The 23,360-nt window shown below is 75.1% G+C and carries 21 protein-coding genes; 8 read left to right on the top strand and 13 right to left on the bottom strand.

Annotated elements, in window-relative coordinates:
• Positions 1 to 63 precede the first annotated feature (63 nt).
• Positions 64 to 903 carry a LysR family transcriptional regulator gene (locus DQ241_RS00190; protein WP_113827993.1) on the top strand — a complete coding sequence of 280 codons (840 nt, stop codon included), beginning with the start codon at positions 64 to 66 and terminating at the stop codon, positions 901 to 903.
• A gap of 9 nt (positions 904 to 912) precedes the next feature.
• Here the strand turns inward: DQ241_RS00190 and DQ241_RS00185 are convergent, their stop codons facing one another.
• Positions 913 to 1,737, bottom strand: a complete 825-nt coding sequence (locus DQ241_RS00185) for an SDR family oxidoreductase (protein ID WP_113827991.1) — start codon at positions 1,735 to 1,737, stop codon at positions 913 to 915.
• Positions 1,738 to 1,860: 123 nt separating this feature from the next.
• On the opposite strand from DQ241_RS00185, the gene DQ241_RS00180 reads away from it, so the two are divergent.
• From DQ241_RS00180 to DQ241_RS00170, 3 genes are all read left to right on the top strand, one after another.
• Positions 1,861 to 2,487 (top strand): dihydrofolate reductase family protein, encoded by a 627-nt coding sequence (locus tag DQ241_RS00180; RefSeq protein ID WP_113827989.1) that lies wholly within the window; start codon positions 1,861 to 1,863, stop codon positions 2,485 to 2,487.
• A gap of 177 nt (positions 2,488 to 2,664) precedes the next feature.
• Positions 2,665 to 3,798, top strand: coding sequence for a serine hydrolase (locus DQ241_RS00175; protein WP_113827987.1), 1,134 nt, complete (start codon positions 2,665 to 2,667; stop codon positions 3,796 to 3,798).
• A 4-nt stretch (positions 3,799 to 3,802) separates the two neighbouring features.
• The gene (locus tag DQ241_RS00170; RefSeq protein ID WP_113827985.1) at positions 3,803 to 4,354 is read left to right on the top strand and encodes a hypothetical protein; all 552 of its coding nucleotides are present in this window, start codon (positions 3,803 to 3,805) and stop codon (positions 4,352 to 4,354) included.
• Here the strand turns inward: DQ241_RS00170 and DQ241_RS00165 are convergent.
• The gene (locus tag DQ241_RS00165) at positions 4,351 to 5,274 is read right to left on the bottom strand and encodes an oxidoreductase (RefSeq protein WP_113827983.1); all 924 of its coding nucleotides are present in this window, start codon (positions 5,272 to 5,274) and stop codon (positions 4,351 to 4,353) included. The genes DQ241_RS00170 and DQ241_RS00165 overlap by 4 nt on opposite strands.
• 117 nt (positions 5,275 to 5,391) lie before the next feature.
• Between DQ241_RS00165 and DQ241_RS00160 the strand changes: the two genes are divergently transcribed.
• Positions 5,392 to 6,471 (top strand): alkene reductase, encoded by a 1,080-nt coding sequence (locus tag DQ241_RS00160; RefSeq protein ID WP_113827981.1) that lies wholly within the window; start codon positions 5,392 to 5,394, stop codon positions 6,469 to 6,471.
• Between the two features lie 70 nt (positions 6,472 to 6,541).
• On the opposite strand, the gene DQ241_RS00155 is transcribed toward DQ241_RS00160, so the two are convergent.
• From DQ241_RS00155 to DQ241_RS00135, 5 genes are all read right to left on the bottom strand, one after another.
• Complete coding sequence (locus tag DQ241_RS00155; protein WP_113827979.1) at positions 6,542 to 7,036, bottom strand: DUF4240 domain-containing protein; 495 nt, start codon at positions 7,034 to 7,036, stop codon at positions 6,542 to 6,544.
• Between the two features lie 35 nt (positions 7,037 to 7,071).
• Positions 7,072 to 8,559 (bottom strand): methyl-accepting chemotaxis protein, encoded by a 1,488-nt coding sequence (locus DQ241_RS21340; RefSeq protein ID WP_304554199.1) that lies wholly within the window; start codon positions 8,557 to 8,559, stop codon positions 7,072 to 7,074.
• Positions 8,560 to 8,818: 259 nt separating this feature from the next.
• On the bottom strand, positions 8,819 to 9,874 hold the full coding sequence (locus tag DQ241_RS00145) for a trans-aconitate 2-methyltransferase (protein WP_199583939.1): 1,056 nt from the start codon (positions 9,872 to 9,874) through the stop codon (positions 8,819 to 8,821).
• Positions 9,875 to 9,966: 92 nt separating this feature from the next.
• A complete protein-coding gene (locus DQ241_RS00140) occupies positions 9,967 to 12,537 on the bottom strand; it encodes an AAA family ATPase (RefSeq protein WP_113827976.1) in 2,571 nt (856 codons plus the stop codon).
• Complete coding sequence (locus DQ241_RS00135; RefSeq protein ID WP_113827974.1) at positions 12,509 to 13,510, bottom strand: DMT family transporter; 1,002 nt, start codon at positions 13,508 to 13,510, stop codon at positions 12,509 to 12,511. The genes DQ241_RS00140 and DQ241_RS00135 overlap by 29 nt, the downstream gene beginning before the upstream one ends.
• A gap of 66 nt (positions 13,511 to 13,576) precedes the next feature.
• Between DQ241_RS00135 and DQ241_RS00130 the strand changes: the two genes are divergently transcribed.
• Positions 13,577 to 15,016 carry a PLP-dependent aminotransferase family protein gene (locus tag DQ241_RS00130; RefSeq protein ID WP_113827972.1) on the top strand — a complete coding sequence of 480 codons (1,440 nt, stop codon included), beginning with the start codon at positions 13,577 to 13,579 and terminating at the stop codon, positions 15,014 to 15,016.
• Here the strand turns inward: DQ241_RS00130 and DQ241_RS00125 are convergent.
• Entirely contained in the window at positions 15,013 to 15,675 is a 663-nt protein-coding gene (locus DQ241_RS00125; RefSeq protein WP_199583937.1) for a response regulator transcription factor, read from the bottom strand. The two genes, DQ241_RS00130 and DQ241_RS00125, sit on opposite strands and share 4 nt — an antisense overlap.
• Positions 15,672 to 16,805 (bottom strand): sensor histidine kinase, encoded by a 1,134-nt coding sequence (locus DQ241_RS00120; protein WP_113827970.1) that lies wholly within the window; start codon positions 16,803 to 16,805, stop codon positions 15,672 to 15,674. The genes DQ241_RS00125 and DQ241_RS00120 overlap by 4 nt, the downstream gene beginning before the upstream one ends.
• 179 nt (positions 16,806 to 16,984) lie before the next feature.
• Here DQ241_RS00120 and DQ241_RS00115 point away from each other — a divergent pair, with 179 nt between their 5' ends.
• Complete coding sequence (locus tag DQ241_RS00115; protein WP_113827968.1) at positions 16,985 to 17,863, top strand: ABC transporter ATP-binding protein; 879 nt, start codon at positions 16,985 to 16,987, stop codon at positions 17,861 to 17,863.
• 26 nt (positions 17,864 to 17,889) lie between these two features.
• On the top strand, positions 17,890 to 18,648 hold the full coding sequence (locus tag DQ241_RS00110; RefSeq protein WP_113827966.1) for a hypothetical protein: 759 nt from the start codon (positions 17,890 to 17,892) through the stop codon (positions 18,646 to 18,648).
• A 69-nt stretch (positions 18,649 to 18,717) separates the two neighbouring features.
• Here DQ241_RS00110 and DQ241_RS00105 read toward each other — a convergent pair whose 3' ends face one another.
• Genes DQ241_RS00105 through DQ241_RS00090 form a run of 4 tightly spaced genes read right to left on the bottom strand, consistent with a single transcriptional unit; the run spans position 18,718 to position 23,211 of the window.
• The gene (locus DQ241_RS00105; protein ID WP_113827964.1) at positions 18,718 to 19,401 is read right to left on the bottom strand and encodes a CoxG family protein; all 684 of its coding nucleotides are present in this window, start codon (positions 19,399 to 19,401) and stop codon (positions 18,718 to 18,720) included.
• Entirely contained in the window at positions 19,398 to 21,821 is a 2,424-nt protein-coding gene (gene cutA, locus DQ241_RS00100; RefSeq protein ID WP_113827962.1) for an aerobic carbon-monoxide dehydrogenase large subunit, read from the bottom strand. The genes DQ241_RS00105 and cutA overlap by 4 nt, the downstream gene beginning before the upstream one ends.
• Positions 21,818 to 22,339 (bottom strand): (2Fe-2S)-binding protein, encoded by a 522-nt coding sequence (locus DQ241_RS00095; protein WP_113827960.1) that lies wholly within the window; start codon positions 22,337 to 22,339, stop codon positions 21,818 to 21,820. The genes cutA and DQ241_RS00095 overlap by 4 nt, the downstream gene beginning before the upstream one ends.
• A complete protein-coding gene (locus DQ241_RS00090) occupies positions 22,336 to 23,211 on the bottom strand; it encodes a xanthine dehydrogenase family protein subunit M (protein ID WP_113827958.1) in 876 nt (291 codons plus the stop codon). The genes DQ241_RS00095 and DQ241_RS00090 overlap by 4 nt, the downstream gene beginning before the upstream one ends.
• Positions 23,212 to 23,360 lie beyond the last annotated feature (149 nt).

The following is a 23,360-nucleotide window of genomic DNA, read 5'->3' as shown; positions in this document are numbered from 1 at the left end:
TGGGTGCCCGGCGATACCCGGCGGGTATCGCTCCGCCGCCCCCACGCGGCTACCGTCGTCGGCGTGGAGACGCGGGAGCTGCGGTACTTCGTCGCCGTCGCCGAGGAGCTGCACTTCGGCCGGGCCGCACAGCGCCTGGGCATGGCGCAGCCGCCGCTGTCCCGGGCGATCAGCCGGCTCGAGCGCCGCCTGGGTGCCGAGCTGCTGCACCGGACGAGCCGGTCCGTCACGCTGACCGGGGCGGGGGCGGTCCTCCTGCACGAGGCGCGGGCCGCCCTGGACGCCGTGGCGGCCGCCGAGCAGCGGACCCGGCGGGCGGCCCGGACCGCGGACGGCGAGCCGGGGGTCGTGCTGGCCACCAAGGCCGGGGCGTCGACGGAGCTGCTGGCCAAGCTGCTGGACGCCTACGCGGCGGAGCCCGGCGCCACCCGCGTCGAGGTGGCGCTCTGCGGCCCCGGCGAGCAGGCGCGGTACCTGCGCGACGGCCGCGCCGACGTGGCGGTCCTGCACCGGCCGTTCGACGACGTGGCCGGCTTCGACGTCGAGGAGCTCGGCACGGAGGGTCAGGTCGTCGTCCTCCCGGCCGGGCACGAGCTGCCCACCCGCCGGGAGCTGCACCTCGCCGACCTGGACGACCTGCCGCTCCCGCGCTGGCCCGCGCCGGACGGCAGCTACCCGACCGGCTCCGGCCCGGCGGTGCAGAGCCCGACCCAGCTGCTGCAGCTGGTCTCGCTGGGCCGGGCCGCGGCCGTGCTGCCGGAGTCGGTCCGGCCGCTGCTGCACGACGACGTCGTCGCGGTGCCGGTCGTGGACGCCCCCGAGGTCACCACGGTCATCGCCTGGCCGCCGCACAGCCGCTCGCGGGCGGTCGCCGATCTGGTCCGCACCGCCCTCCGCCTCTGACCTTCCGGATCAGCCCCGGTGGGCCTTCACCGACAGCGGCTCCCACCGCTTCCACTCGGCCAGCCGGGACTCGTAGTCCCGCGTGGCGATCGCCAGCGGGCCGTCGCCGAAGAAGACCCGCAGCGGCGGCTCCTCGGCGTCGACGAGCTCCAGGACCGCGGCACGGGTGGCGGCCGGGTCGCCGGGGTTGCCGGCGCGGGCCTTGCGGGCCTCGGCCGCCTTCGCGCGGAACTCGTCGTAGGCCGGGTCCGGCGTCGCGTGCCTCGCCGACGAGCCGCCCCAGTCGGTGCCGTAGGCGCCGGGCTCGATGATCGTGACCTTGATGCCGAAGTCGGCGACCTCCGCGGCCAGCGACTGGCTGAGCGCCTCGAGCGCCCACTTGGAGGCGTTGTAGATGCCGATGTTCGGGAACGCGCTGATCCCGCCGATGCTGCTGACCTGCAGGATGTGGCCGGAGCCCTGCGCCCGCAGGATCGGCAGCGCGGCCTGGGTGACGAAGAGGGCGCCGAAGACGTTCGTCTCGAACTGGGCCCGGGCCTCGGCCTCGGAGATCTCCTCGATCATGCCGAACTGGCCGTAGCCGGCGTTGTTGACGACGACGTCGAGCCGGCCGAACCGCTCGTGCGCCTGCTGGACGGCGGCGACGTCGGCGGCGCGGTCGTCCACGTCGAGCTGCAGCGGCAGCAGGCGGTCGCCGAACCGCTGGGCGAGGTCGTCGAGCGTGCTCGTGTCGCGGGCGGTGGCGGCGACCGAGTCGCCGCGCTCGAGGGCGGCGGTCGCCCACTCCCGGCCGAAGCCGCGGGACGCACCGGTGATGAACCAGACCTTGGGCATGCGGCCGACAACCGGGCGGTCCCGTCAGAAATTTCGGTGCGGGTGTCGATGAGGGCCGCCGCCGTTCGACGTCCTGGTGAGGGGCGGCCTGCCAGGGGCCGCCGAGCAGCGGAGGAGAAGGTCATGCGCGATCTCGTCGTCACCACGTTCGTCACCATGGACGGCGTTCTGCAGGCGCCCGGCGGCCCGGACGAGGACACCTCGGGCGGCTTCCGGTGGGGCGGCTGGCTCGTGCCGTTCTTCGACGAGGCGATGGGCGCGCAGATGGACGCCTGGTTCGCGCCCGCCGAGGACTTCCTGCTGGGCCGCGGGACCTACGAGATCTTCGCGCAGCACTGGCCGCAGGCGCCGACCGAGGACGACGCCGTCGCCCGGGCGCTGAACACCAAGACCAAGCACGTCGCCTCCCGCACGCTCACCTCGGTCGAGTGGCAGGGCGCGCGCCTCCTCGGGGACGACGTCCCGGGCGCCGTCCGTGCCCTCCGGGAGCAGGACGGCGGGGAGCTGCAGGTGCACGGCTCCGCCGGGCTGATTCAGACGCTGCTGCGCGAGGACCTGGTCGACGTGCTCCGCGTGATCGTCTTCCCCGTGGCGCTGGGCGAGGGCAAGCGGCTGTTCGGCGAGGGCACCATCCCCCGGACGTGGCGGCTCACCTCGTCGACCGCCACCTCCACCGGGGCGCTGATGTGCGAGTACCGCCGGGTGGGCGAGGTGGAGACCGGCGCCGTCGGCGCGGAGTACGAGAGCTGACCGCCGCCGCCCGCACCTGCGGGGAAGCAGGTCCCCGGGGCGCCGTCCGGAGGCCTGCTTCCCCGCAGTTGGCGACGGCGGCCGGTCCGGACGACGCGGCTCGCGCCCGCGCGGCGCCCGTGATGGGATCTTGCTCGGGCGGCAACGGGGCCGTCCCGACCCCCGGGAGGGCTCCTGATGGCCGACGTCCACGGCCGGTGCGACGACCGCTTCTCCGCCGTGCGGGACGCGCTGGCCCAGCACCTCGACGGCGAGGAGCTCGGGGCGTCCGTCGCGGTGGACCTGGACGGCGAGACCGTCGTCGACCTGTGGGGCGGCCACCGCGACGAGGCGCGCACCCAGCCCTGGTCGGAGCACACGATCGTCAACGTCTGGTCGACGACGAAGTGCGTGCTGGCGCTGGCCGCGCTGCTGCTGGTCGAGCGCGGCGAGCTGGACCTCTACGCACCGGTGGGCGACTACTGGCCGGAGTTCTCCGCCAAGGGCAAGAAGGACGTGCAGGTGCGCCACCTGCTGTCGCACACCTCCGGCGTCTCCGGCTGGGAGAAGCCGTTCTCCATCCGGGACATGTACGACTGGAGCTCGGCCACCGAGCGGCTGGCCCAGCAGCGGCCGTGGTGGGAGCCGGGGACGGCGTCGGGCTACCACGCCGCCACGCAGGGGAACCTGGTCGGCGAGGTGATCCGGCGGATCACGAACACCACGCTGCGGAAGTTCGTCGCCGACTCCATCGCCGACCCGCTGCAGGCCGACTTCCAGATCGGTGCCCGCGAGTCCGAGGTGTCGCGGATCGCGCCCGTGGTGCCGCCGCCCCCGCCGGACGTCGATCCGCGGACGCTGGACCCGGACTCGATCGCGGTCAGGACCTCCACCGGGCCGGTGATGTCGGCCAAGGCGGCGAACTCACCGGAGTGGCGGGCCGCCGACCTCGGCGCGCTCAACGGGCACTCCAACGCCCGCGGCGTGATGAAGGTGCTGCGGGTGCTGTCCCTCGGCGGCACCGCCGGCGGGGTCCGGCTGCTCTCGCCGAAGACCGTGGAGCTGGTGCTCGACCAGCAGTTCGACGGCGTCGACCTGGTGCTGGGCGAGCGGTTCCGGTTCGGCATGGGCTTCTGCCTCGGCTCGCCGGTCGTGCCCTACGTCCCCGAGGGGCGCACCTTCTTCTGGGGCGGCTGGGGCGGCTCGCTGGCGGTGGTGGACCTGGACCGGCGGCTCACGATCACCTACATGATGAACCGGATGACGCCGGGGATCATCGGCTCCGGGCGGGCCGAGGCCTACGTGCGCGCGGTCTACGCCGCGCTGGGCTGACGGCGTGGAGCTCGACGACGTCGTCCCGCGGCCGGACCACGTCACCCGGCAGGCGCGGTGGATCGCCGCCCCACCGGACGACGTCTGGGACGCGCTGCACGCCGTGCGGCTGTCCCGGCTCCCGGTGACGCTGACGCTGTCGGCCGCGCGCTTCCTGCCCGTGCTGCTCGCCGGCCGCGGGCTGGGGCAGCTGCACGACCGGCCGTTCCTGGACGCGCTGCCGGTGCCGCTGCTGGCGTCGGACGAGCCGACCTCGGTCGTGTTCGGCGGGTTGCTGCAGCCCTGGCACTGGACCGGTGGGGAGACCGGGCCGCAGCTGGACGCCGCGGGGCTGCGGGCCTGGTACGCGCCGGGATGGGTGAAGGCCGCGGTGGACTTCCGGCTCGCGCCCAGCGGCAGCGGGACGGAGCTCAGCTCGGAGACGCGGGTGAAGGCGACCGATGACGCCTCCCGCCGGTTGTTCGCCCGATACTGGCGGGTGGTCCGGCCGGGCAGCACCGCCGTCCGCTGGGAGGTGCTGACCGCGGTCGAGCTCACGGCCGCCGGCCGGCTCTAGCCGACGTCGAGGGCGACGCCGGTCTCCCGCGCGGAGACCTCCCAGAGCTGGTCGATCCGCCGCTGCAGGTCCCAGCGCCGCAGCACCGGCCGGCGCACCGCCGCACCGTTCGAGCCCCAGCGGGGGCCGTACAGCTCGCCGCCGCGCGCGCCCGGGTCGGTGGCGGCGCGCAGCTGGGGGCGGGCGCCCTCGGCCGCGGGCATGCCGCTGCGCTTCGCCATGACCTCCGACACCGCGCCCAGCCACCCCCCGCCGCCCTCGCGGACGGTCCGCGCCTGCAGGTCGGTGTTCGACAGCCCGGGGTGCGCGATCAGGCTGCGCGCGGCGACGCCGGCCCGCTCGAACCGCTGCTGGAGGCCCAGCCCGAAGTGGTAGTTCGCCCACTTGGCCTGCGCGTAGGCGCGCCACGGGCGGTAGCGACGGCGCAGGTGCGGATCGGCCGGGTCCACCGGGGAGCCGGCGAAGCGGGCGATGCTCGTGATCGTGACGACGCGGGCCGCCGGCGCCGCGAGCAGCGCGGGCAGCAGGTGCGCGGTGAAGGCGAAGTGGCCGAGGTGGTCGACCCCGAACTGCATCTCGAACCCGTCGGCGGTGCGCCGTTCCGGCATCGCCATGAGCCCGGCGTTGTTCAGCAGCAGGTCGACGCGGTCGTGCGCGGCCAGGACGTCATCGGCCGCCTGCCGCACCGACGCCAGCGAGCCGAGGTCCAGCGGCACGACCTCGAGCGAGGCGTCGGCGTTCCGGGCGCGGACCTGCTGCTCCGCCGTCCGGGCCTTGTCCTGGTCGCGGGCGGCGATCACCACGTGCGCGCCGGCGCGGGCGAGCTCGTGCGCGCAGACCAGGCCGAGCCCGCCGTTGCCACCGGTGATGACCGCGGTGCGGCCGCTGAGGTCGGGGATGTCGGCGGGCGTCCAGGTCATGGGGCCAGTCTGCTGGCCGGCCGGCCGGCTCGCTGCGGGTGGCCCGGCTCGCTGCGGCCGGCCGTGATGCCGGTCGCGTTCCGGAATCCGGGCGGTCGTTGGTCGTTGCAACCCACCATGGACCTGTTCTCCCCGATCGCCCTGGGCGATCTGCAGCTGGCCAACCGCGTCGTGATGGCGCCGCTCACCCGCATGCGCTCGGGAGCCTCCGGCGTCCCCGGTGACCTCGTCGTCGAGCACTACCGGCAGCGCGCGGGTGTCGGCCTGATCATCACCGAGGGCACGTACCCGAACCACCAGTCGCAGGCCTTCGTGGGCCAGCCCGGCATCGTCACCGACGAGCAGGTCGAGGGCTGGCGCCGCGTCGCCGACGCCGTGCACGTCGAGGGCGGGCGGATCGTCCTGCAGGTCATGCACGGGGGCCGGGTCACGCACCCGGAGATCAACGGCGGGCGCCGGGTCGAGGCGCCGTCGGCGATCGCGATCAACGGCGTCGCCCGCACCGCCGAGGGCAAGCTCGCCTACCCCGAGCCGCACGCGCTGACCGCCGAGGAGCTGCAGCGCGTCACGCAGGACTTCGTGGCCGCGTCGCGCCGGGCGATCGAGGCCGGGCTGGACGGCGTCGAGCTGCACGGGGCCAACGGCTACCTGCTGCACGAGTTCCTGTCACCGGCGTCCAACGTCCGCGACGACGGGTACGGCGGCTCGCCCGAGCAGCGGGCCCGTTTCGTCGCCGAGGTGGTCGAGGCGGTGTCCGCCGAGATCGGCGCCGGCCGCGTGGGCCTGCGGATCTCGCCGGAGCACAACATCCAGGACGCGTTCGAGACCGACCGCGCCGACGTGCTCGCCACCTACGGCTACCTGCTCGACCGGCTGCGGCCGCTGGGCCTGGCGTACCTGTCGGTGTTGCACGTGGAACCGGCCGGCGAGCTGGTGCAGGAGCTGCGCCGCCGCTTCGGGGGGCCGCTGATCGTCAACAGCGGCTTCAGCACGGTGACGACGCGGGACGAGGCCGTCGCGCTGATCGAGGCCGCGCACGCCGACGCCGTCGCCGTGGGCCGGCCGGTGATCGCCAACCCGGACCTGGTCGAGCGGTGGAAGGGCGAGCACCCCGAGAACGAGCCGAAGCCGCACCTCTTCTACGCCAGCGGCGCCGAGGGCTACACCGACTACCCGTTCCTGGAGCAGGCCGGCTGATCCTCCGGGAGACCACTCCGGGCCGGGCGGGGCCTCGACGCCGATCGAGGCCCCGCCCGGCCCGTTCTCGTCAGGCGCGGGTGCGGGCGGTGAGCCGGGGGAACGCCGTCGCGAACCAGGCGTCGTCGTCCTCGCGGAACGGCTCACCGCTGGGCTCGCCGGTCGCGGTGGCGGCCACGAGCGCGTCGCCCGGATCCGAGCCCCGCTCCTCGAGCACCTCGGCGACCAGGTAGCCGAAGGCCTCGGCCGCGTCGAACACCGCGCCCTCGTCGTCCCAGGCCAGCTCGGCGAGCGTGTCGGGATCGGCGAGCACCCGCTCGAAGGCCGCCCGGCCCTGCAGCACCAGCCACAGCCGGAAGTAGTCGAACGAGTCGTCGCTCATCCCGTCCGCGGCCAGGTAGCCGGCCGCCCAGAGCCGCCAGCCGTTCGCGCGGGCGGTCTGGTCGTGCAGCCGCTGCTGGAACGCGAGCAGCTCCTGGTCGGGAAGCGGTGCCAGCAGCGGCCGCAGCGCGTCGAGCTCGCCGCCCGCCGCGTCGACGAGCGCCCAGAACCGGTCGGCGTCCACGGCCGGAGGCTACGGAGCGGGTCGGACGGCGGGCGTCACCCGGCCGCCTCGATCAGCTGCGCCATCCGCCGCTGCTCCTCGAGGACGTCGCCGATCCGGGCCTGCACGGCGTCGAGCCGGCCGATGATCTCGCTGGTCGTGTGGATGCCGGCGGCCACCGCCTTGCTGCTGCCCTGGATGCCGGCGATCTGGTCGGAGACGCGCTGGGTGGCCTGTGCCGTCTCCCGGGCCAGGTCCTTGACCTCGCTGGCGACGACGGCGAACCCCTTGCCGACGTCGCCGGCGCGCGCGGCCTCGATGGTCGCGTTGAGCGCCAGCAGGTTGGTCTGGTCGGCGATGCCGGAGATGATCCGGATGACCTCGCCGACGGCGGCCGAGGCCTCGTCGAGCTGGGCGACGTCGCCGGTCATCGTGCTGGCCTGGGCGACGGCGCTCTCGGCGACCGTGCCGGCCTCGTTGGCCGCCTCGCGGAGCCGGGCGATGGTGTCGAGCAGCTCGCGGGCGTTCTGCGCGCTCTCCTCGTTGCGCCGGAGGACGTCGAGCCGCTGCGACACCAGCTGCTGCACGTTGCGCAGCGAGGCGGCCCGCGACTGGGACAGCTCGATGGTCGTCGTGACGAAGAAGTCCATGGTGCCGACGACGCGGCCGCCGATGACCAGCGGGAAGCAGACGCCGGACTTCACCCCCGCGCGCTGCGCGGCGGGGGCCCGGACGCAGTCGGTGACCTGGCCGATGTCGGGCACGAAGACCAGTTCGCGGGCCCGCCAGGCGCGGCCGGACAGGCCCACGCCCTCGGCGAAGCTGGCGGTGAGCGTGACCTGGCGGAACTCGTCCCCGGCGTTGCCGGACTCCTGCTGGAAGCGCAGCACCCCGGCCTCCTCGTCCAGTGCCCAGTAGGAGCCGTAGGCCCAGCCGAACGCGCTGCGCACTGTGTCCAGGGCGATCCGGAGCGCCTGCTCCTGGTCGGCGGCCGCGCCGATCTTCGTGACGACGGTGGTCACGGCCTCGCGGTCGTCGAGGGTCTCCTGCAGCGTGGCCTTGGCCAGCGCCGCCTTCCGGGCGTGGGAGAGCAGCCGGCGCAGGGACTTCCACTTCGACTGGCGTCCGCCGAAGAACGGCAGCTCGTGGTCGTTGTAGAACTCGTACAGCGCGACCACCGTGCCGTCCTCGACGACGGGGAGGACGCACCCGCGGGTGGCACCGGCCGCCTGCGCCGCGCGCCACCGGCCGCAGGTCGCCGGGTCGGTGGCCTCGTTGCTGAGCACCGGCTCCTGGGTGCGGACCGCGGCGCCGGCCAGCCCCTCGGTGGGCAGCAGCCGGTCGATCCGCGAGGCCCGCATCGCCCCGGCGTAGCGGCCGCTCTCGGCCTCGAGGGCGAAGCCCCCGGCGCCGTCGGGCAGCCAGGCGGCGCCGTAGTCGAGGTCGAGCTCCCGCCCGAGGGTGAGGGCGATCGTGCGGTGCGCCTCGGCGTCGTCGGCGACACCCTCGTCGAGCGCGTTCACGACGGCCTCGACGGCCTCCACGTCGCGGGGGACGGGTACCGGTTCGGTCCGGAGGGCAGTCCCTCGGTTGCGCAGCATCGATCGCCCTTCCGGCTGGTCGTCAGGACCGCCAGAAGGCCCCGCTCGTCGCTGGTGGATATCGGCAGGCCGCGATCCGGATGGGACCGGCGCCGGGCAGGTCAGCCGCAGGTCGCGCCAGGCGACGACGGCGTCGTCGACGACCTCGCCCACCGCGTGGGGCGAGCATGCCGGGTGCCGACGACACCGGCGCCCCGGACCGCTACGTGCGAGCCTCGTAGACGATGTTGAACGGCGTCTCGGCCACCCGCGCGAACCGGGAGAACCCGGCGTCGGTGACCACCCGCCGGATCGCGGCCTCGCCCGCCTGGGCCCCGAGGGCGTACCCGCCGTCCTGGGAGAGCGCGTTGGGCACGCAGAGGAACGAGCTGAACGAGTAGTAGACCCGGCCGACCGGGTTCAGGTTGTCCTCCACCGTGTCGCCGGCCGCCGGCTCGACGATCATCCAGGTGCCGTCGGGGGCCAGCTGCTCGCGGATGTGCCGGGCGGCGCCCAGCGGGTCGCCCATGTCGTGCAGGCAGTCGAACGTCGTCACCAGGTCGTACGGGCCGCCGCCGAAGTCGCCGGCCCGGGCCACCTCGAACGAGACGGTCGGTGCGACCCCGGCCTCCGACGCCCGCTTCTCGGCCGCCGCGATCGAGCCGGCGTGGTAGTCGCTGCCGACGAACGTCGACGCCGGGAAGGCCTGCGCCATCAGCACGGTGGAGGCGCCGTACCCGCACCCCAGGTCGGCCACCCGCGCGCCGGACTGCAGCTTGGCGACGACGCCGTCCAGCGCCGGCAGCCAGCTCGACATCAGGTTGCCGATGTAGCCGGGCCGGAAGAACCGTTCCGTCCCGCTGAACACCTCGGCGTCGTGCTCGTGCCAGCCGACGCCCTGGCCGGTGCGGAAGGCCTCGGTGATCCGGTCCTCCGCGCGCAGCGCGCCGAGCGCCAGCTGGAAGGCCCCTGGCGCGAACACCGGGTTGTCGGGGCTGGTCAGCGCGAACGCCTGCTCCTCGGTCATGGAGTACCGGCCGGTCCCCGGGTCGTACTCGACGTAGCCGCCGGCGGCCTGCCCGCGCAGCCACTCCTCGGTGTAGCGCGGGGCGGTGCCGGCCTTCTCGGCCAGCTCGCCGGGCAGCACCGGTCCGGCCGCCAGCGCGCGGTAGAGGCCCAGCCGGTCGCCGAGGACGACGTTGCCGGCGGCCATCGTGGCGCCGAGGTCTCCCACGAACCGGTGCAGGAAGTCCATCAGCCGGTCCTCGTTCACGGTCATGTCGCGCTAGCTCTGGTCGGCGGCCGGTGTCGGCCGGGTGACTCCTTCCTAGGGACGACGACGCCGCGGGGAATCGGTCCGCGGTGCCCAGATCAGCGGGCAGCGGTGCCCAGATCGGCGCGGCTGCGCACCCCCAGCTTGGCCAGGACGGCGGAGACGTGGTGGTCGGCGGTGCGCTCGGAGATGACCAGCCGCCCGGCGATCTCGGCGTTGGTCAGGCCCTGGCGCAGCAGGTCGGCGACCTCGGCCTGGCGCGGGGTGAGGCCGCCGGCGTGCTGCTTCGTGGCGCGCATGGGCCCGCGGGGGACGCCGAGCACCCCGCGCGCCCGCAGCTCGCGGCGGATCTTCGCCGCCAGGGGGGCCGCGCCGATCCGGTCGAGCACGCCCAGCGCGGTGACGGCGTCGTCCACCTCCGGGCTCAGCGACAGCGCGAGCGCCCGCTCGTAGGGGTGGCCGGCGATCTCCCACGCGGCGGCGGCGGACCGGGCTCGGCCGGAGGCGAGCCGGGTGAACGGGTGGTCCCCGTCCAGCGGCACGTCGGCCCCGGCCCGGGTGAGCCAGAAGCCCAGCTCGGCGACCCGCTCGCCGTGGCCCAGGCGGAGCCCCTCGGTGTGCACCCGTTCCAGCACGCCGCGGACGGCGCGCAGGCCGTCGTCCCCGTGCTCCAGCCAGGCCGCCTCGGCGAGCGTGCCCGCGGCGGGCGCGGTGCGCTGGAGCTCGTCGAGCCGCTCGGCCAGCCGCCACATCTCGTGCAGCCGAGCCGGGTCGGCCCGGCCGGTGCGCACCGCCGCGCGGTTGGCGACGGTGAGCGCGGCGCAACGGATCGGCAGCGTCGACTCCAGCCCGGTGCGCACCTCCTCGGCGGCGTCGGCGTAGCGGCCGGTGGCGACGGCGGCCATCCCGGCCTCCACGTGCAGGTAGCTGAGGAAGACCAGGTGCTCGTGCTCCTCGGCGAGCGCGATGCCCTCGCGGATCAGCGGTTCGGCCGACCGCGGGTCCAGCCCCTCCAGGCGGGCCCATATCTCGTTCACGTAGCCACGGACGGCGTGCTCGGTCTCGCCGGCGGCCAGCGCGACGGCGCGGGCCTCGGGCAGCAGCTCCAGCGCCGCGGTGTCCCCGAGGTTGAGCCGGGCTGTGGCGTGGTTGCAGAGGGCGTGGCTGAGGGTGGCGGGGTCGGCGGTGGCCCGGGCCAGCGCGATCGCAAGGCCGCTGACCTCGACGGCGCGGACGTTGCGGTCGGCGAGCATGTCGAGCTGCGACTGGTTGCTGTAGGCCATGCCCAGCAGCCCGTCGTCGCCGGCGGACTCCAGGACGGCGACGGCTTCCGCCGCCGCGGCCTCGGCGCGGGCGCGCTCACCGGACCACCAGCAGATCCGCGACAGCCAGCGCAGGCTCGCCCCGAGCTTCGCGGGGTCCTCGAGCGCCCGCCGCAGCTCGACGGCGTCCGCCTGGTCGTCCAGCGAGCTGCGCTCGTGGCCGCCGGCGGTGTAGACCTCGATCGCGCTGCCCTCGAGCAGGTCGGCGAGCTGGGCGTCGTCGTAGGCGTCGGCGTGCTCGAGCGCCAGCCGGTAGTGGGCCACCGCCTCGCGGTGCGCACCGCTGCGGGCGGCCTCGCGCGCGGCCAGCGGGGCGTAGCGGATGACGGCGCCGTCGTCGCCGGCGCGGGCGGCGTGGTGCACCAGGCGGGCGGGCTCGACGTCGTGCCTCTCCTCCAGCGCCTTCAGGACGCAGGACTCCAGCGCGATCCGACGGGCGCCCGGGAGGGCATCGACGACGGCGCGGCGGGTGAGCTCGTGCCGGAAGGTGACGCCGTGCGCGGTGACGGTGACGAGCCCGTGCTCCTCGGCGGGGGCGAGGTCGACCAGGCCCGAGGGGAGAAGGGCGTCCACCAGCCGCCGTTCGGCCGCGCCGGGGACCACGGACAGCTGCTCGACCGCGGCGCGGCTACCGGGGTCGAGCCGGCGCAGCCGGCCGAGCACGGCGTCGACGACGGTGGCCGGGACGGGGTCGCTGCTGCCGGCGGAGAGCACCTCGCTGACGTAGTAGGGGTTGCCGGCGGTGACGGCGTAGACCTCTCCGGCGCCTTCCGGTCCGCAGAGCTCGGCGACGGCGGCGGGGGAGAGCGGCGCGAGTGGCAGCCGCCGGGTGCGGGGCTGGGCGGCGGCGAGGGCGAGCAGCGCGCGCAGCGGGTGGTCGCGGGGGACCTCGTCGTCCCGGTAGGTGAGGACGAGGACGGCGGGCAGCTCGTGCACCCGGCGGACGAGGTAGCGGAGGACGTCGAGGGTGGCGTGGTCGGCCCAGTGCACGTCCTCGATGGCGAGGACGGTGCCGTGCCCGGTCCAGTCGAGCTCGGAGCGCAGGGCGGTCAGGAGGGTCTCGCGGTCGACCTCGCCGGTGAGGGCCCTGCGCAGGTCGACGCCGACGGAGTCGCTGAGGTCGCGGAACGGGCCGAGCGGGCGAGCCGTGGCGAGGTCGTCGCAGTGGCCGACGAGCAGGCGGCCCTCGGGGGCCAGCTGGGCGCGGGTGGCGGCGACGAGAGTGGTCTTGCCGATGCCCGCCTCGCCGGAGACGAGCAGCACGCTGCCCTGACCGGCCGCTGCCTCGCGCGCGGCGGCGGCGAGCTGCCGCAGTTCCTCACCCCGTTCGAGCATCCGGTTGCCCATGGGCCCTCCCGGTCGGATGCCCCATGGTGCTCCGCGACACCGCTTGCCGGGAGCCCCCCTGTGCGCCGGCGGGCGCGCGGGCGGCTCCGAGCCCGAGCACCAGCCCGGCTCCCACGACCGCGATTCCGGTCAGGACCAGCGGCCGCGGCGCCGCACCGCCCAGCGCCACGGCCGTCAGCGCGGCGGCGATCGGCGTGATCCCGGTCAGCAGACCGGCCCGCGCGGCGCCCAGCCGGCCGACCGCGGAGTACCAGAGCACGAACGCCACCGCGGTGACCACCACGGCGAGGTACCCCGCGGCCAGCAGGTCCTCCCCGCCCAGCGCGGCGATCGCGGTCGGCCCGTCGAGGACCACGCCTCCTGCGCCGAACGCGAGGGCGGCCAGCCAGGCGGTGTGCATCGAGACGCCCCACGGGCCGTGCCGGCGCAGCAGCGGGACGGCGAGCAGGGTGAACCCCACCTCGCAGGCGAGCACGAGCACCGCCCAGGCGATGCCCAGCCCGTCGCTCTGCCCGGCGCCCTGCACCAGGACCGCGCCCGCCGTCACCACTGCGGCCGCCGCCAGCACGCGCGGGCGCGGCCGGTTGCCCTCGAGGAGGGGCCCGACGACGGCGAGGACCAGCGGCACGCACGCCACGGCGACGCCCAGCACGGCCGGCTCGGCGTGCTGCCCTCCGCGCACCAGGCCGACGTTGAAGAGCACCAGCCCGGTGGCGACCACGCCGCCCAGCCACAACCACTCCGCGCCCCGCGGCCGCTGCACCCGGTGCCCGGCGATCCGCGCCATCGCGGCCAGCAGCAGCACCGCGAGGGCGTAGCGCAGCGACTGGACGGTGGACAGCGGGGCGTCGGCCAGGTGCGCCGACACCGCGACGCTGCTGCCGACGAAGGCCATCGCCGGGATGCCGGTCAGGGCGCCGGCCGTCGTCGCCGAGAGCCGGGCGGAGGGGTGGGCCGGGAGCGTCGTCGTCATGGCCGCCACGCTGCACCGCAGGCGGTCCTCTCGACAGGACCACTTCCGGGCTGGTGGAGTGGACCAGTGGCGGACCGGGGTGCTGACTTCCTGCAGCTGTCCGCTGCCGGGGTGCCCCGGGGGCAGCTGACGTCGTGGCTGACCGAGGAGCTCCGCTCCGCGATCGCCGCCGGGCGGTTGGCGGCCGGGAACCGGCTGCCGGCGACGCGCACCCTGGCCACCGATCTCGGCATCGCCCGGGGCGTGGTGGTGGAGGTCTACCAGCGGTTGGCCGACGAGGGCCTGGTGGAGCCGCGACCGGGCAGCGGCAGCACCGTGCTGCCGGTCGCGCTCGCGCCCTCGCCTCGCCGTCCGTCCCGGCCCCGGCCCGGGGCGGGCGCGCTGCGGCTGCCCAGGCCCACGGCGGAGACGCCCCGATCCGGCGAGATCGACCTCTCCCCCGGCCTCCCGGACCTGTCGGCCTTCCCGCGGGCCGCCTGGCTGCGCGCGGAGCGCGAGGTGCTGCGCAGCGCGCCGGCGGCCGAGCTCGGGTACGGCGATCCGCGGGGGAGCGGACGGTTGCGCAGCCAGCTGGCCGGTTGGCTGGCCCGCACCCGGGGGTTGCGGGTGGACGCGGAGGAGATCCTCGTCGTCGGCGGGGTGGCCCAGGCGCTGGCCCTCCTGGCGCAGACCCTCGGGCGCCGAGGAGCGACCACCATCGGCGTCGAGGACCCGGGGTCCAAGGGGGCGCGCGAGGAGTTCGCGCACTGGGGCCTCGCCCCGGTGGGCGTCCCGGTGGACGGCGAGGGGCTCGACGTGGCGGCGCTGGTGGGGACCGGCGTCGGGGCGGTGATGGTGACGCCGGCGCACCAGTTCCCGACCGGCGTCGTGCTGTCACCGGGACGGCGCCGCGAGCTGCTGGCCTGGGCGGCCAGCGGTGGCCTGGTCATCGAGGACGACTACGACGCCGAGCACCGCTACGACCGCGCGCCGGTGCCCGCCCTGCAGCCCTCGGCGCCGGAGCAGGTGGCGCACACCGGCAGCGTGTCCAAGTCGCTGGCGCCCGGGATGCGGCTCGGCTGGCTGGTCGCCCCGGCCGGGATGGACGCCGAGCTGGTCGCCGCCAAGCACGCCAGCGACCTGGGCAGCCCGGTGCTGCCCCAGCTGGTGCTCGCGGAGCTGCTCGCCGGCGGGGCGTACGAGCGGCACCTCCGGCTGGTCCGCGGACGGCAGCGGGCCCGGCGGGACGCGCTGGTGACCGCCCTGGCCGAGCACCTTCCGGGAGCGCAGGTGGACGGGGTGGCGGCCGGGTTGCACGTCCTCGTCACCTTCCCGGGCAGCGACGCGGACGACGTCCACCTCGCCGAGGCGGTGCGGGACACCGGCGTCGTCGTGCACCCGCTGTCCTGGCACCGGCTGGCACCCGGCCGGCCCGGCCTCGTGCTGGGCTACGCCGCGCACGCCCCGGACCGGCTGCGGGAGGCGGTCGTGCGCATGGCGAGGGCGCTGCCCGGGCGGAGGAACTAGTCCAGCAGCCCGGCCTCGTGGGCCAGGATCGCCGCCTGCGTCCGGTTGGCCAGGTCGAGCTTGGTGAGCAGCCGCGAGACGTAGGTCTTCACCGTCGCCTCGCTGACGAACAGCCGCTTCGCCAGCTCGGCGTTGGGCTCGCCGGTGCCCAGCAGCGCCAGCACCTCGCGCTCGCGGTCGGACAGGCTGCCGACCCGCTGCAGCGCCGCCGCCCGGCGTGGTGCGGCCCGCCGGTCGACGTAGGACTCGATGAGCTGCGCGGTCACCTTCGGGCTCAGCGTCGCCGTGCCGTCGGCGACCGCGCGCACCGCGGCGGCGATCTGACGGGGCGGGGTGTCCTTGAGCAGGAAGCCGGCCGCGCCGGCGGCCAGCGCGCCGTAGACGTACTCGTCCAGGTGGAACGTGGTGAGGACGGCGACCTGCGGCGGCTGGGGCAGCGCGAGGAGCTGCGCCGTCGCGGTCAGCCCGTCCACCTCCGGCATGCGGATGTCGACGAGGACGACGTCGGGCCGCAGCTCCCGGGCCTTGCGGACACCCTCGGCGCCGTTCCCCGCCTCGCCGACCACCTCGAACCCGCCCGCGGACTCCAGCACCGTGCGCAGCCCGAACCGCACGAGCTCCTCGTCGTCCACCAGCAGCACCCGGATCGGCTCGCTCACGCCGGCAGCACCGCCTCGACGCAGAAGCCGCCGTCCAGCCGCGGCCCGGCCGTGAACCGGCCGCCGAGGGTGCGCACCCGCTCGGCCAACCCCACCAGGCCGTAGCCACCGCCGGGCGTTCCCGCGGGAACGCCGTCCGCCCGCCCGTTGACCACCCGCACGCTGAGCGAGCCCGCCGTCCGCCCGACGGCGACGGTCACCGCTGCGCCGGGTGCGTGCCGGCCCGCGTTGGTGAGCGCCTCCTGCACGATCCGGTAGGCGGCGCGGCCGACCGACGGCTCGACGTCGGCGATCCGCGGCAGGGCGAGGTCGACGCGCATCCCCGCGGCGCGGGCGTGCTCCACCAGCCGGGGCAGGTCCTCCAGCCCGGGCTGCGGGCCGAGCGGCGCCGCCTCGTCCAGCTCCGCGCCGCGCAGCACCCCGACCATCTCCCGCAGCTCGTCCAGCGCCTGCCGGCCGGCGGTCTGCACGTTGTCGGCCAGCTGCTCCACGCGGGCGGGATCCCGCGCGGCCATCTCGATCGCCCCGGCCTGCAGCACCATGAGGCTCACCCGGTGGCCGACGACGTCGTGCATCTCGCGGGCGATGCGGGTCCGCTCGGTGAGGACGGCGTCGCGGGCCAGCAGCTCGCGCTCGGCCTCGGCCCGCTCGGCTCGGTCGCGCAGCGCGGACAGGAGCTCGGCGCGGGTGCGCTGCCAGATGCCGAGCGCGCCGGGGAGCAGCACGAGCAGCGCGGCGGTGCCGATGCCGCCGATCCACTCGCTGCGCGTGTCGTGCTCCCAGGGCCGCAGCGCCAGGACGCTGCCCGCGCCGCCGGCGACGGCGAGGGTGCGCCAGGAGGCGACGTACCGGGCGACGGCGTAGGCCGAGACCAGCAGCCCGGTGGAGAGGCCGATCGTGCTCAGCGCCGCGCCGACGGCGAAAGGGATCAGCGGAGCCCGCCGGCGCAGGAGGAGCAGCAGGAAGCCGAGCCCGACGCCGACCAGGATCAGCAGGAGGGAGGCCAGCGGGCCCGGGTTCAGCGCCGCGACCTCGAAGGCGAGCACGGCCGCGCAGGAGACCGCGACGTGCAGCTCGACCCAGATCGCGCGCACGGGGAGGCCCGGCCACAACCGGTCGCGGAGCCCCATGCGGCGGAGCGTATTTCTCCGCGGGCCGGTCGCGGGTCGCCCGGGAGGGGGCTCCTGCGTCAACTTTCGGATGACGACGTCGCGCCGTCCGTCGTCCGGGGTCGCGGCTCCCGGCCGACGCGGGGACCGGGGCCCGGGCAGCAGATTCGGTGCCGTCCCGATCCCCTGCGGAGGTTCCCATGATCACGGTCAGCGGACTGACCAAGGAGTACGGCGAGCGGACCGTCGTCGACGACGTCTCGTTCGCCCTCGAGCCCGGCACCGTCACCGGCTTCCTCGGCCCGAACGGCGCCGGCAAGACGACGACGATGCGGATGATGACCGGCCTGGTGCCGGCGACGTCGGGCACGGCGACCGTCGATGGCCGGCGGTACGACCAGCTGCCCAACCCGGGCGCCGTCGTCGGCACCCTGCTGGACGCCGGTGCGATGCACCCCGGCCGCACCGGACGGACGCACCTGCGGCTGCTGGCGACGGCGGTCGGGGTGCCGCCGTCGCGGGTGGACGACGTGCTGGCGGCGGTCGGGCTGGCCGACGCGGCCTCCCGGCGGCTGGGCGGCTACTCGCTGGGCATGCGGCAGCGGCTGGGCATCGCCGGGGCGCTGCTGGCCGACCCGCCGGTGCTGGTGTTCGACGAGCCGGTCAACGGGCTCGATCCCGAGGGGATCCGCTGGATGCGCGACCTGCTCCGCGGGCACGCGGCGCGCGGCGGGACGGTGCTGCTGTCCTCGCACCTGCTCGGCGAGGTCGAGCACACGGTCGACCGGCTGCTGGTGATCGGCGGCGGGCGGATCGTCGCCGACGGCCCGGTCGCCGCGCTGCTCGGCGCGGACGGCGTCGTCGTGCGGGCGGCGCAGCCGCGGGCGCTGGCCGTGGCGCTCGAGGCGGCCGGGTTCCACGTGGAACGGAGGGACGACGGTGCGCTCGTCGTCCCGGACGCCGAGCCGGCCGAGGTCGGCGCGGTGGCCGCCGCGGGCGGTCACGTCCTGGTCGACCTGCGCCCGGTGCAGCGCGGCCTCGAGGACGTCTTCTTCTCCCTCACCTCCCCCGCTGCCTGACCGACCGTTCCCGAAGGAGCACTGCCATGACCGAGACCCTGACCCTCTCCGCGCCGCGCACCGACGTGCCCGTGCGCGGGACCGCTCCGTCACTGCCGACCCTGGTCGGCCTGGAGATGCGCAAGTCGACCTCCCACCGCTCCGGCAGGGGGTTCGCCGCGGCCGCGATGCTGATGGGGCCCGTCGGGCTGGCGCTGGCCGCGCTGGACGCGGAGCTCGGCGCGGTGAGCGGCCCGATGGGCGTCACCGCGATGATGACCGGGCTGGTGATGCTGGCCCTGGGCGTCGTCTCGACGGCGGGGGAGTGGACCCACCGGACGGTGCAGACGAGCTACCTGCTGGTGCCGCGGCGGGGGCTCGTGCAGACGGCCAAGGTGGCCGCGGTCGCGCTGCTGGGCGCCGCGTTCGCGGCGGTGTCGGGCGTCGGCTCGCTCGGCGTGATCGCCCTGGTGGGGGTCGACGACCTGAACTGGGACGGCTGGGCCCAGGGCCTGTGGGTGACGGTGGCGGCGGGTGCGGTGTTCGCGGTGGTCGGCGCCGGCATCGGGGCCGCGACGGCGAACACCACGGCCGCGCTGACCGTGCTCTACCTGCTCATCCTGGGCGTGCTGCCGCTGCTGCGGGTGAGCCGGCCGGAGCTCGGGGACGCCGTCGACCCCGCCCACGCCACCATGCTGCTGGGCCAGGGCATGGCGGAGCAGCGGTCGATCCTCATCCTGACCGGCTGGGTGCTCGTCGCGACCGTGGCCGGCTGGGTCCTCACCAAGCGCCGTGCGGTGCAGTGAGCTCGATCAGAACGCGCCGAGGGCCCTCTCGAACGGATCGAGAGGGCCCTCAGCGGGCGTTGACGGCGATCAGCCCTTGCGGCGGCCCATGCGGTAGCCGATGAGCACGCCGATCAGCGTCAGCACCGCGCCGCCGACAGCGCCGAGCGCCAGGGTCTGCACGTCGCCGGACGGTCCCGCCGGAACGCCCGCGGCCCTGCCGGCGAAGACCGCCGGTGCGGCGGCAGCCGGCGCGGCCTCGCCCGCAGCGGCGGGGGCAGCCGCCGTCGTGCTGATGGCCGCAGCCGTCGGAGCGGCGGCCGGAGCCGGAGCCGTGCCGGTCAGCTCGGCGTCGATCGCCTTGAAGAACTGGCCGGCCATGCGCTTCGCGACGCCGGTGATCATCCGCTGGCCCACCCCGGCCACCGGGCCGCCGATGACGGCGTCGGCCGAGTAGGTCAGGTTCGTCGTCCCGTTGCCGGCGTCGGCGAGGTTGATCGTCACCTGGGCCCGCGCGTTCCCCGGGGCACCGGCGCCGGAGGCGTGCATGACGTAGGACTTCGGGTGCTCCTTGTCGGCCAGCCGCACCTCGCCCGCGTACGTGCCGCGGATCGCCCCGACGCCGACCGAGACGTTCATCTTGTACTCGTCGTCGCCGACCTGCTCGAGCGTCTCGCAGCCCGGGATCGTCCGCGCCAGCACGGCCGGGTCGGTGATGACCGACCACACCTGCTCGGGGCTGCCCGAGAGAACCGCAGAGCCGTCGAGGTTCACGCCATCACTCCAGTCCCCGCGCGGCGCTGCGCCGTCGCGGTCATCTCCGAATCGGGGGAACGCACCAGGTCGTACAGCTCGGTGGGCGAGATCGGCATGGCCGCGATCCGCCGTCCCACCGCGTCCTCGATCGCCGAGGCCAGCGCCGCCGTCCCCGGGATGACGCCGGCCTCGCCGGCGCCCTTGATCCCCAGCGGGTTCAGCGGCGACGGCGTCTCCTGGTGGTCGATCACCACGTCGGGCACCTCCGACGCGTAGGGCATCAGGAAGTCCATGAACGAGGCGTTCTGCAGCTGCCCGTCGCCGTCGTAGGCCATCCGCTCGTACAGCGCGCCGCCCACGCCCTGGGCGACGCCGCCGTGCACCTGGCCCTCGACGATCATCGGGTTCACCACGTTGCCGCAGTCGTGCACCACGGCGTACTTGACGACGTCGATCTCCCACGTCGCCGGGTCGATCTCGACGATCGCCGCGTGCGCGCCGGACGCGAACGTCGAGCGGATCGGCGAGTAGTAGTCGCGGTGCTCCAGGCCCGGGGCGTCGCCCGGCGCGACCGGCGGCTTCGAGTCGTCGCCCGGGCCGGCGAACTGCGTGGCCTGCTTGGCGGCCTCGTCGAACGCGTAGCGCAGCGGGTTGGACAGGACGGCGACGGTGCGCAGCGGGATCGAGGTCCCGGGCACGCCCTTCACCTGGATGAGGCCCTCGTCGATCTCGAGGTCGTCGGGCGAGGCCTCCAGCACGTCGGCGGCGATCCGCAGGGCCTTCTCCCGCACCCCGCGGGCGGCCAGCGCGATCGCGTTGCCGCTCATGACCGCGGCGCGGGAGGCGAACGTGCCGACGGCGTAGCCGAAGCGTCGGGTGTCGCCCGTGGTCACCTCGACGTCCTCGATCGGGACGCCGAGCTCGGAGGCCACGATCTGCGCGAACGCCGTCTCGTGCCCCTGGCCCTGCGACGTGAGCCCGGTCGAGACCAGCACCTTGCCGCTGCCGAGCACCTGCACGTGCCCGCCCTCGTAGGGGCCGGGGCCGGTGCCCTCCACGTACATGGCCATCCCGACGCCGAGCAGCTTCCCGCGCGCCTCGGCGTCGGCCCGGAGCTTCTCGGCCTCCGACCAGCCGACCAGGTCCTTCAGCTTCCGCATCAGGCCCGGGTAGTCGCCCGAGTCGTAGATGACCGGCCGGCCGTCCTGGAACGTCAGGTGGTGGTCGTAGGGGAACTGCTCGGGCTGGATGAGGTTCCGCTCGCGGACCAGGGCCCGGTCCAGGCCCAGGTCGTCGGCGATGCGGTCCATCGTCCGTTCCATCGCGTAGCAGCCCTGCGGCCGCCCGGCGCCGCGGTACGGCGTCACGATGACGGTGTTCGTGTAGACCGACTCGACGATCACCCGGTACACGGGGATGACGTAGGGCCCGACCAGCTGGGTCGCGGTCACGATCGGGACGATGATCCCGTAGGGCGTGTAGGCGCCGTTGTCGTGCCAGACGTGCACGTCGAGGGCGGTGATCCGGCCGTCGTCGTCGTAGCCGACGGTGATCTCCTGCCGCTGCTGGCGCTCGTGGGCCGAGCCGATGAAGTGCTCACGCCGGTCCTCGGTCCACTTCACCTCCTGGCCGAGCGCGATCGCCGCCATCGGCACCAGCAGCTCCTCGGGCCACGGGTGCACGATCTTCACGCCGAAGCCGCCGCCGACGTCGGGCGCGATGACCTCGACCTTGTCCAGCGACAGCTCGAGCTTGGCCGCGATCGCCGCGCGCACCGACGTCGACGCCTGGGTGCTCGTGTAGACCCGCAGCGACGAGTCGTCGGCGTCCCACTTGGCGTGCACGCCCTTGCCCTCCATCGGCGTGCAGGCGCTGCGCTCGATGTACTGGGTGAAGGACAGGGTGCGCGGCGCGGCGGCCAGCGCCGGCTCGACGTCGCCGGTCTCCTGGTGGTGCCGGGCGGCGACGTTGTCCGGGATCTCCTCGTGGACGGCGATCCGGGCCTCGCGGGCCTGGTCCACGCCGACGACGACCGGCAGCTCCTCGTACGTGACGACGATCCGCTCGGCGGCGTCCTCGGCGACGTACCGGTCGGTGGCCACGACCATGACCACCGGCTCGCCGACGTGGTTCACCTCGCCGTTGGCCAGCGGGTAGCCGGTGCGCGGCGCGTGCAGCTGCGGGTGGGGGATGAGCACCGGGAGCGGCTCGGCCATCGGGCCGTGCAGGTCCTCGTAGGTGTAGATGGCGATGAGGCCCTCGACCTCGAGCGCCTCGTCCACGTCGATGTCGACGATCCGGGCGTGCGCGTGCGGCGAGCGCACGAAGGCCGCGGCCAGCGCCTGCGCACCGATGTCGTCCAGGTAGCGGCCCTTGCCGGTGATCAGCCGCTGGTCCTCGCGCCGGCGGACCGGCTCCCCGAAGAGCTTCGTCGTCATCGGGCGCCGTCCTTCATCGCGTCGGCCGCGTGGCGCACGGCCTTCTTGATGTTCGCGTAGCCGGTGCACCGGCAGAGGTTGCCGCCGACCATCTCGTCGACCTCGTCCTCGGTGAGCTCGGCGTCCGGATCGCGGGACTCCAGCCCGGCGGCGATCGTCATGAGGAAGCCCGGCGTGCAGAACCCGCACTGCAGGGCGTGGCACTCGCGGAAGGCCTCCTGCACCGGGTGCAGCACCTGGCCGCCCTGGTGGTCCTCGTGCGCCAGCCCCTCGACGGTGCGCACCTCGGCGCCGTCGACCTGGACGGCGAGCATGAGGCACGAGCGCATCGGGGCGCCGTCGACGATCACGGTGCAGGCGCCGCAGACGCCGTGCTCGCAGCCGACGTGCGTGCCGGTCAGCCCGAGGTCGTGGCGCAGCGCGTCCGACAGGAGCCGGCGCACCGGCACGGTGGCTTCGCGGCGCACCCCGTTCACCGTGACGGTGATGGTGCGCTCGGTGTCGACGGAGGCGGTCACGAGACCCTCCCAGCAGCTTCGGCCGCGGCCGCGGCCAGCGTGCGCTCGGTGAGCACCCCCACCAGCAGCCGCCGGTAGTCGGCGCTGGCGTGGATGTCGGTGTCGGGGTCGACCAGCGTGCGCGCCAGCTCGCCCGCGGCGGCCCAGTCGGCCTTCTCCACCGGGGCGCCGACGACGGCGTCGGTCAGGTCGTGCACCTCGGGGGTCAGACCCACCGAGACGTAGGAGGCCAGCGCCCGCTCGACCTTGCGGTCGGCGTCCAGCGTGACGACGACGCCGGCGCCGCAGACGGCGTAGTCGCCCTTGCGCCGGGCGACCTCCTCGAACGCCGTGCCGGAGCGGGCCGGCAGCGCCGGGAAGAAGGCGGAGGTGACGACGGCGGGGCCGTGCACCGAGGTCTCGAGCGGGCCGACGAAGAAGTCCTGCCAGTCGACGGTGTCCACGCCGGACGGGGTGGCCACGGTGACCGAGCCGCCGGTCAGGGCGAGGACCGACGTCATCTCGCCCGAGGGGTCGGCGTGCGCGATCGAGCCGACGGTGGTGCCGCGGTTGCGGATGGCCGGGTGGGCCACGTTCGCCGTCGCCCGTCCCAGCAGGGGCTGCACGCCCGCGGCGGCCTCGTCGTGCAGCAGCGTGTTGTGCCGCACGAGGGCGCCCACCCGGACGCCGTCGGCGGAGACGTCCACGGCCGAGAGGCCGGGCACGCGGTTGATGTCGACCAGGGTGCTGGGCGCGGCGAGCCGCATCGAGAGCAGCGGCAGCAGCGACTGGCCGCCGGCGAGCACCTTGGCGCCGTCCCCCTCGGCGACGAGGACCGCGAGGGCCTCGTCCAGCGAGCCGGGATCGGCGTACCGGAACGGAGCAGGCTTCACCGGCTGCGGTCACCTCCGTGCGAGTGGTGCGAGAGCCGTCACTCTTTCACCGCGCTGCGGGCTGGCGAAAGTACCTCAGCGCTAAAACTTTTGTTGCGATCGTGCAGCGGCCGGTCCCGTGCCGGAAACGCCGCACGCCGCCCCCGCGA

The sequence above is a fragment of the Blastococcus sp. TF02A-30 genome, assembly GCF_003319185.1.
GTDB lineage: Bacteria > Actinomycetota > Actinomycetes > Mycobacteriales > Geodermatophilaceae > Blastococcus.
The sequence above is the reverse complement of the archived record's forward strand: the minus strand, read 5'-3'. Positions and strand labels throughout refer to the sequence as shown.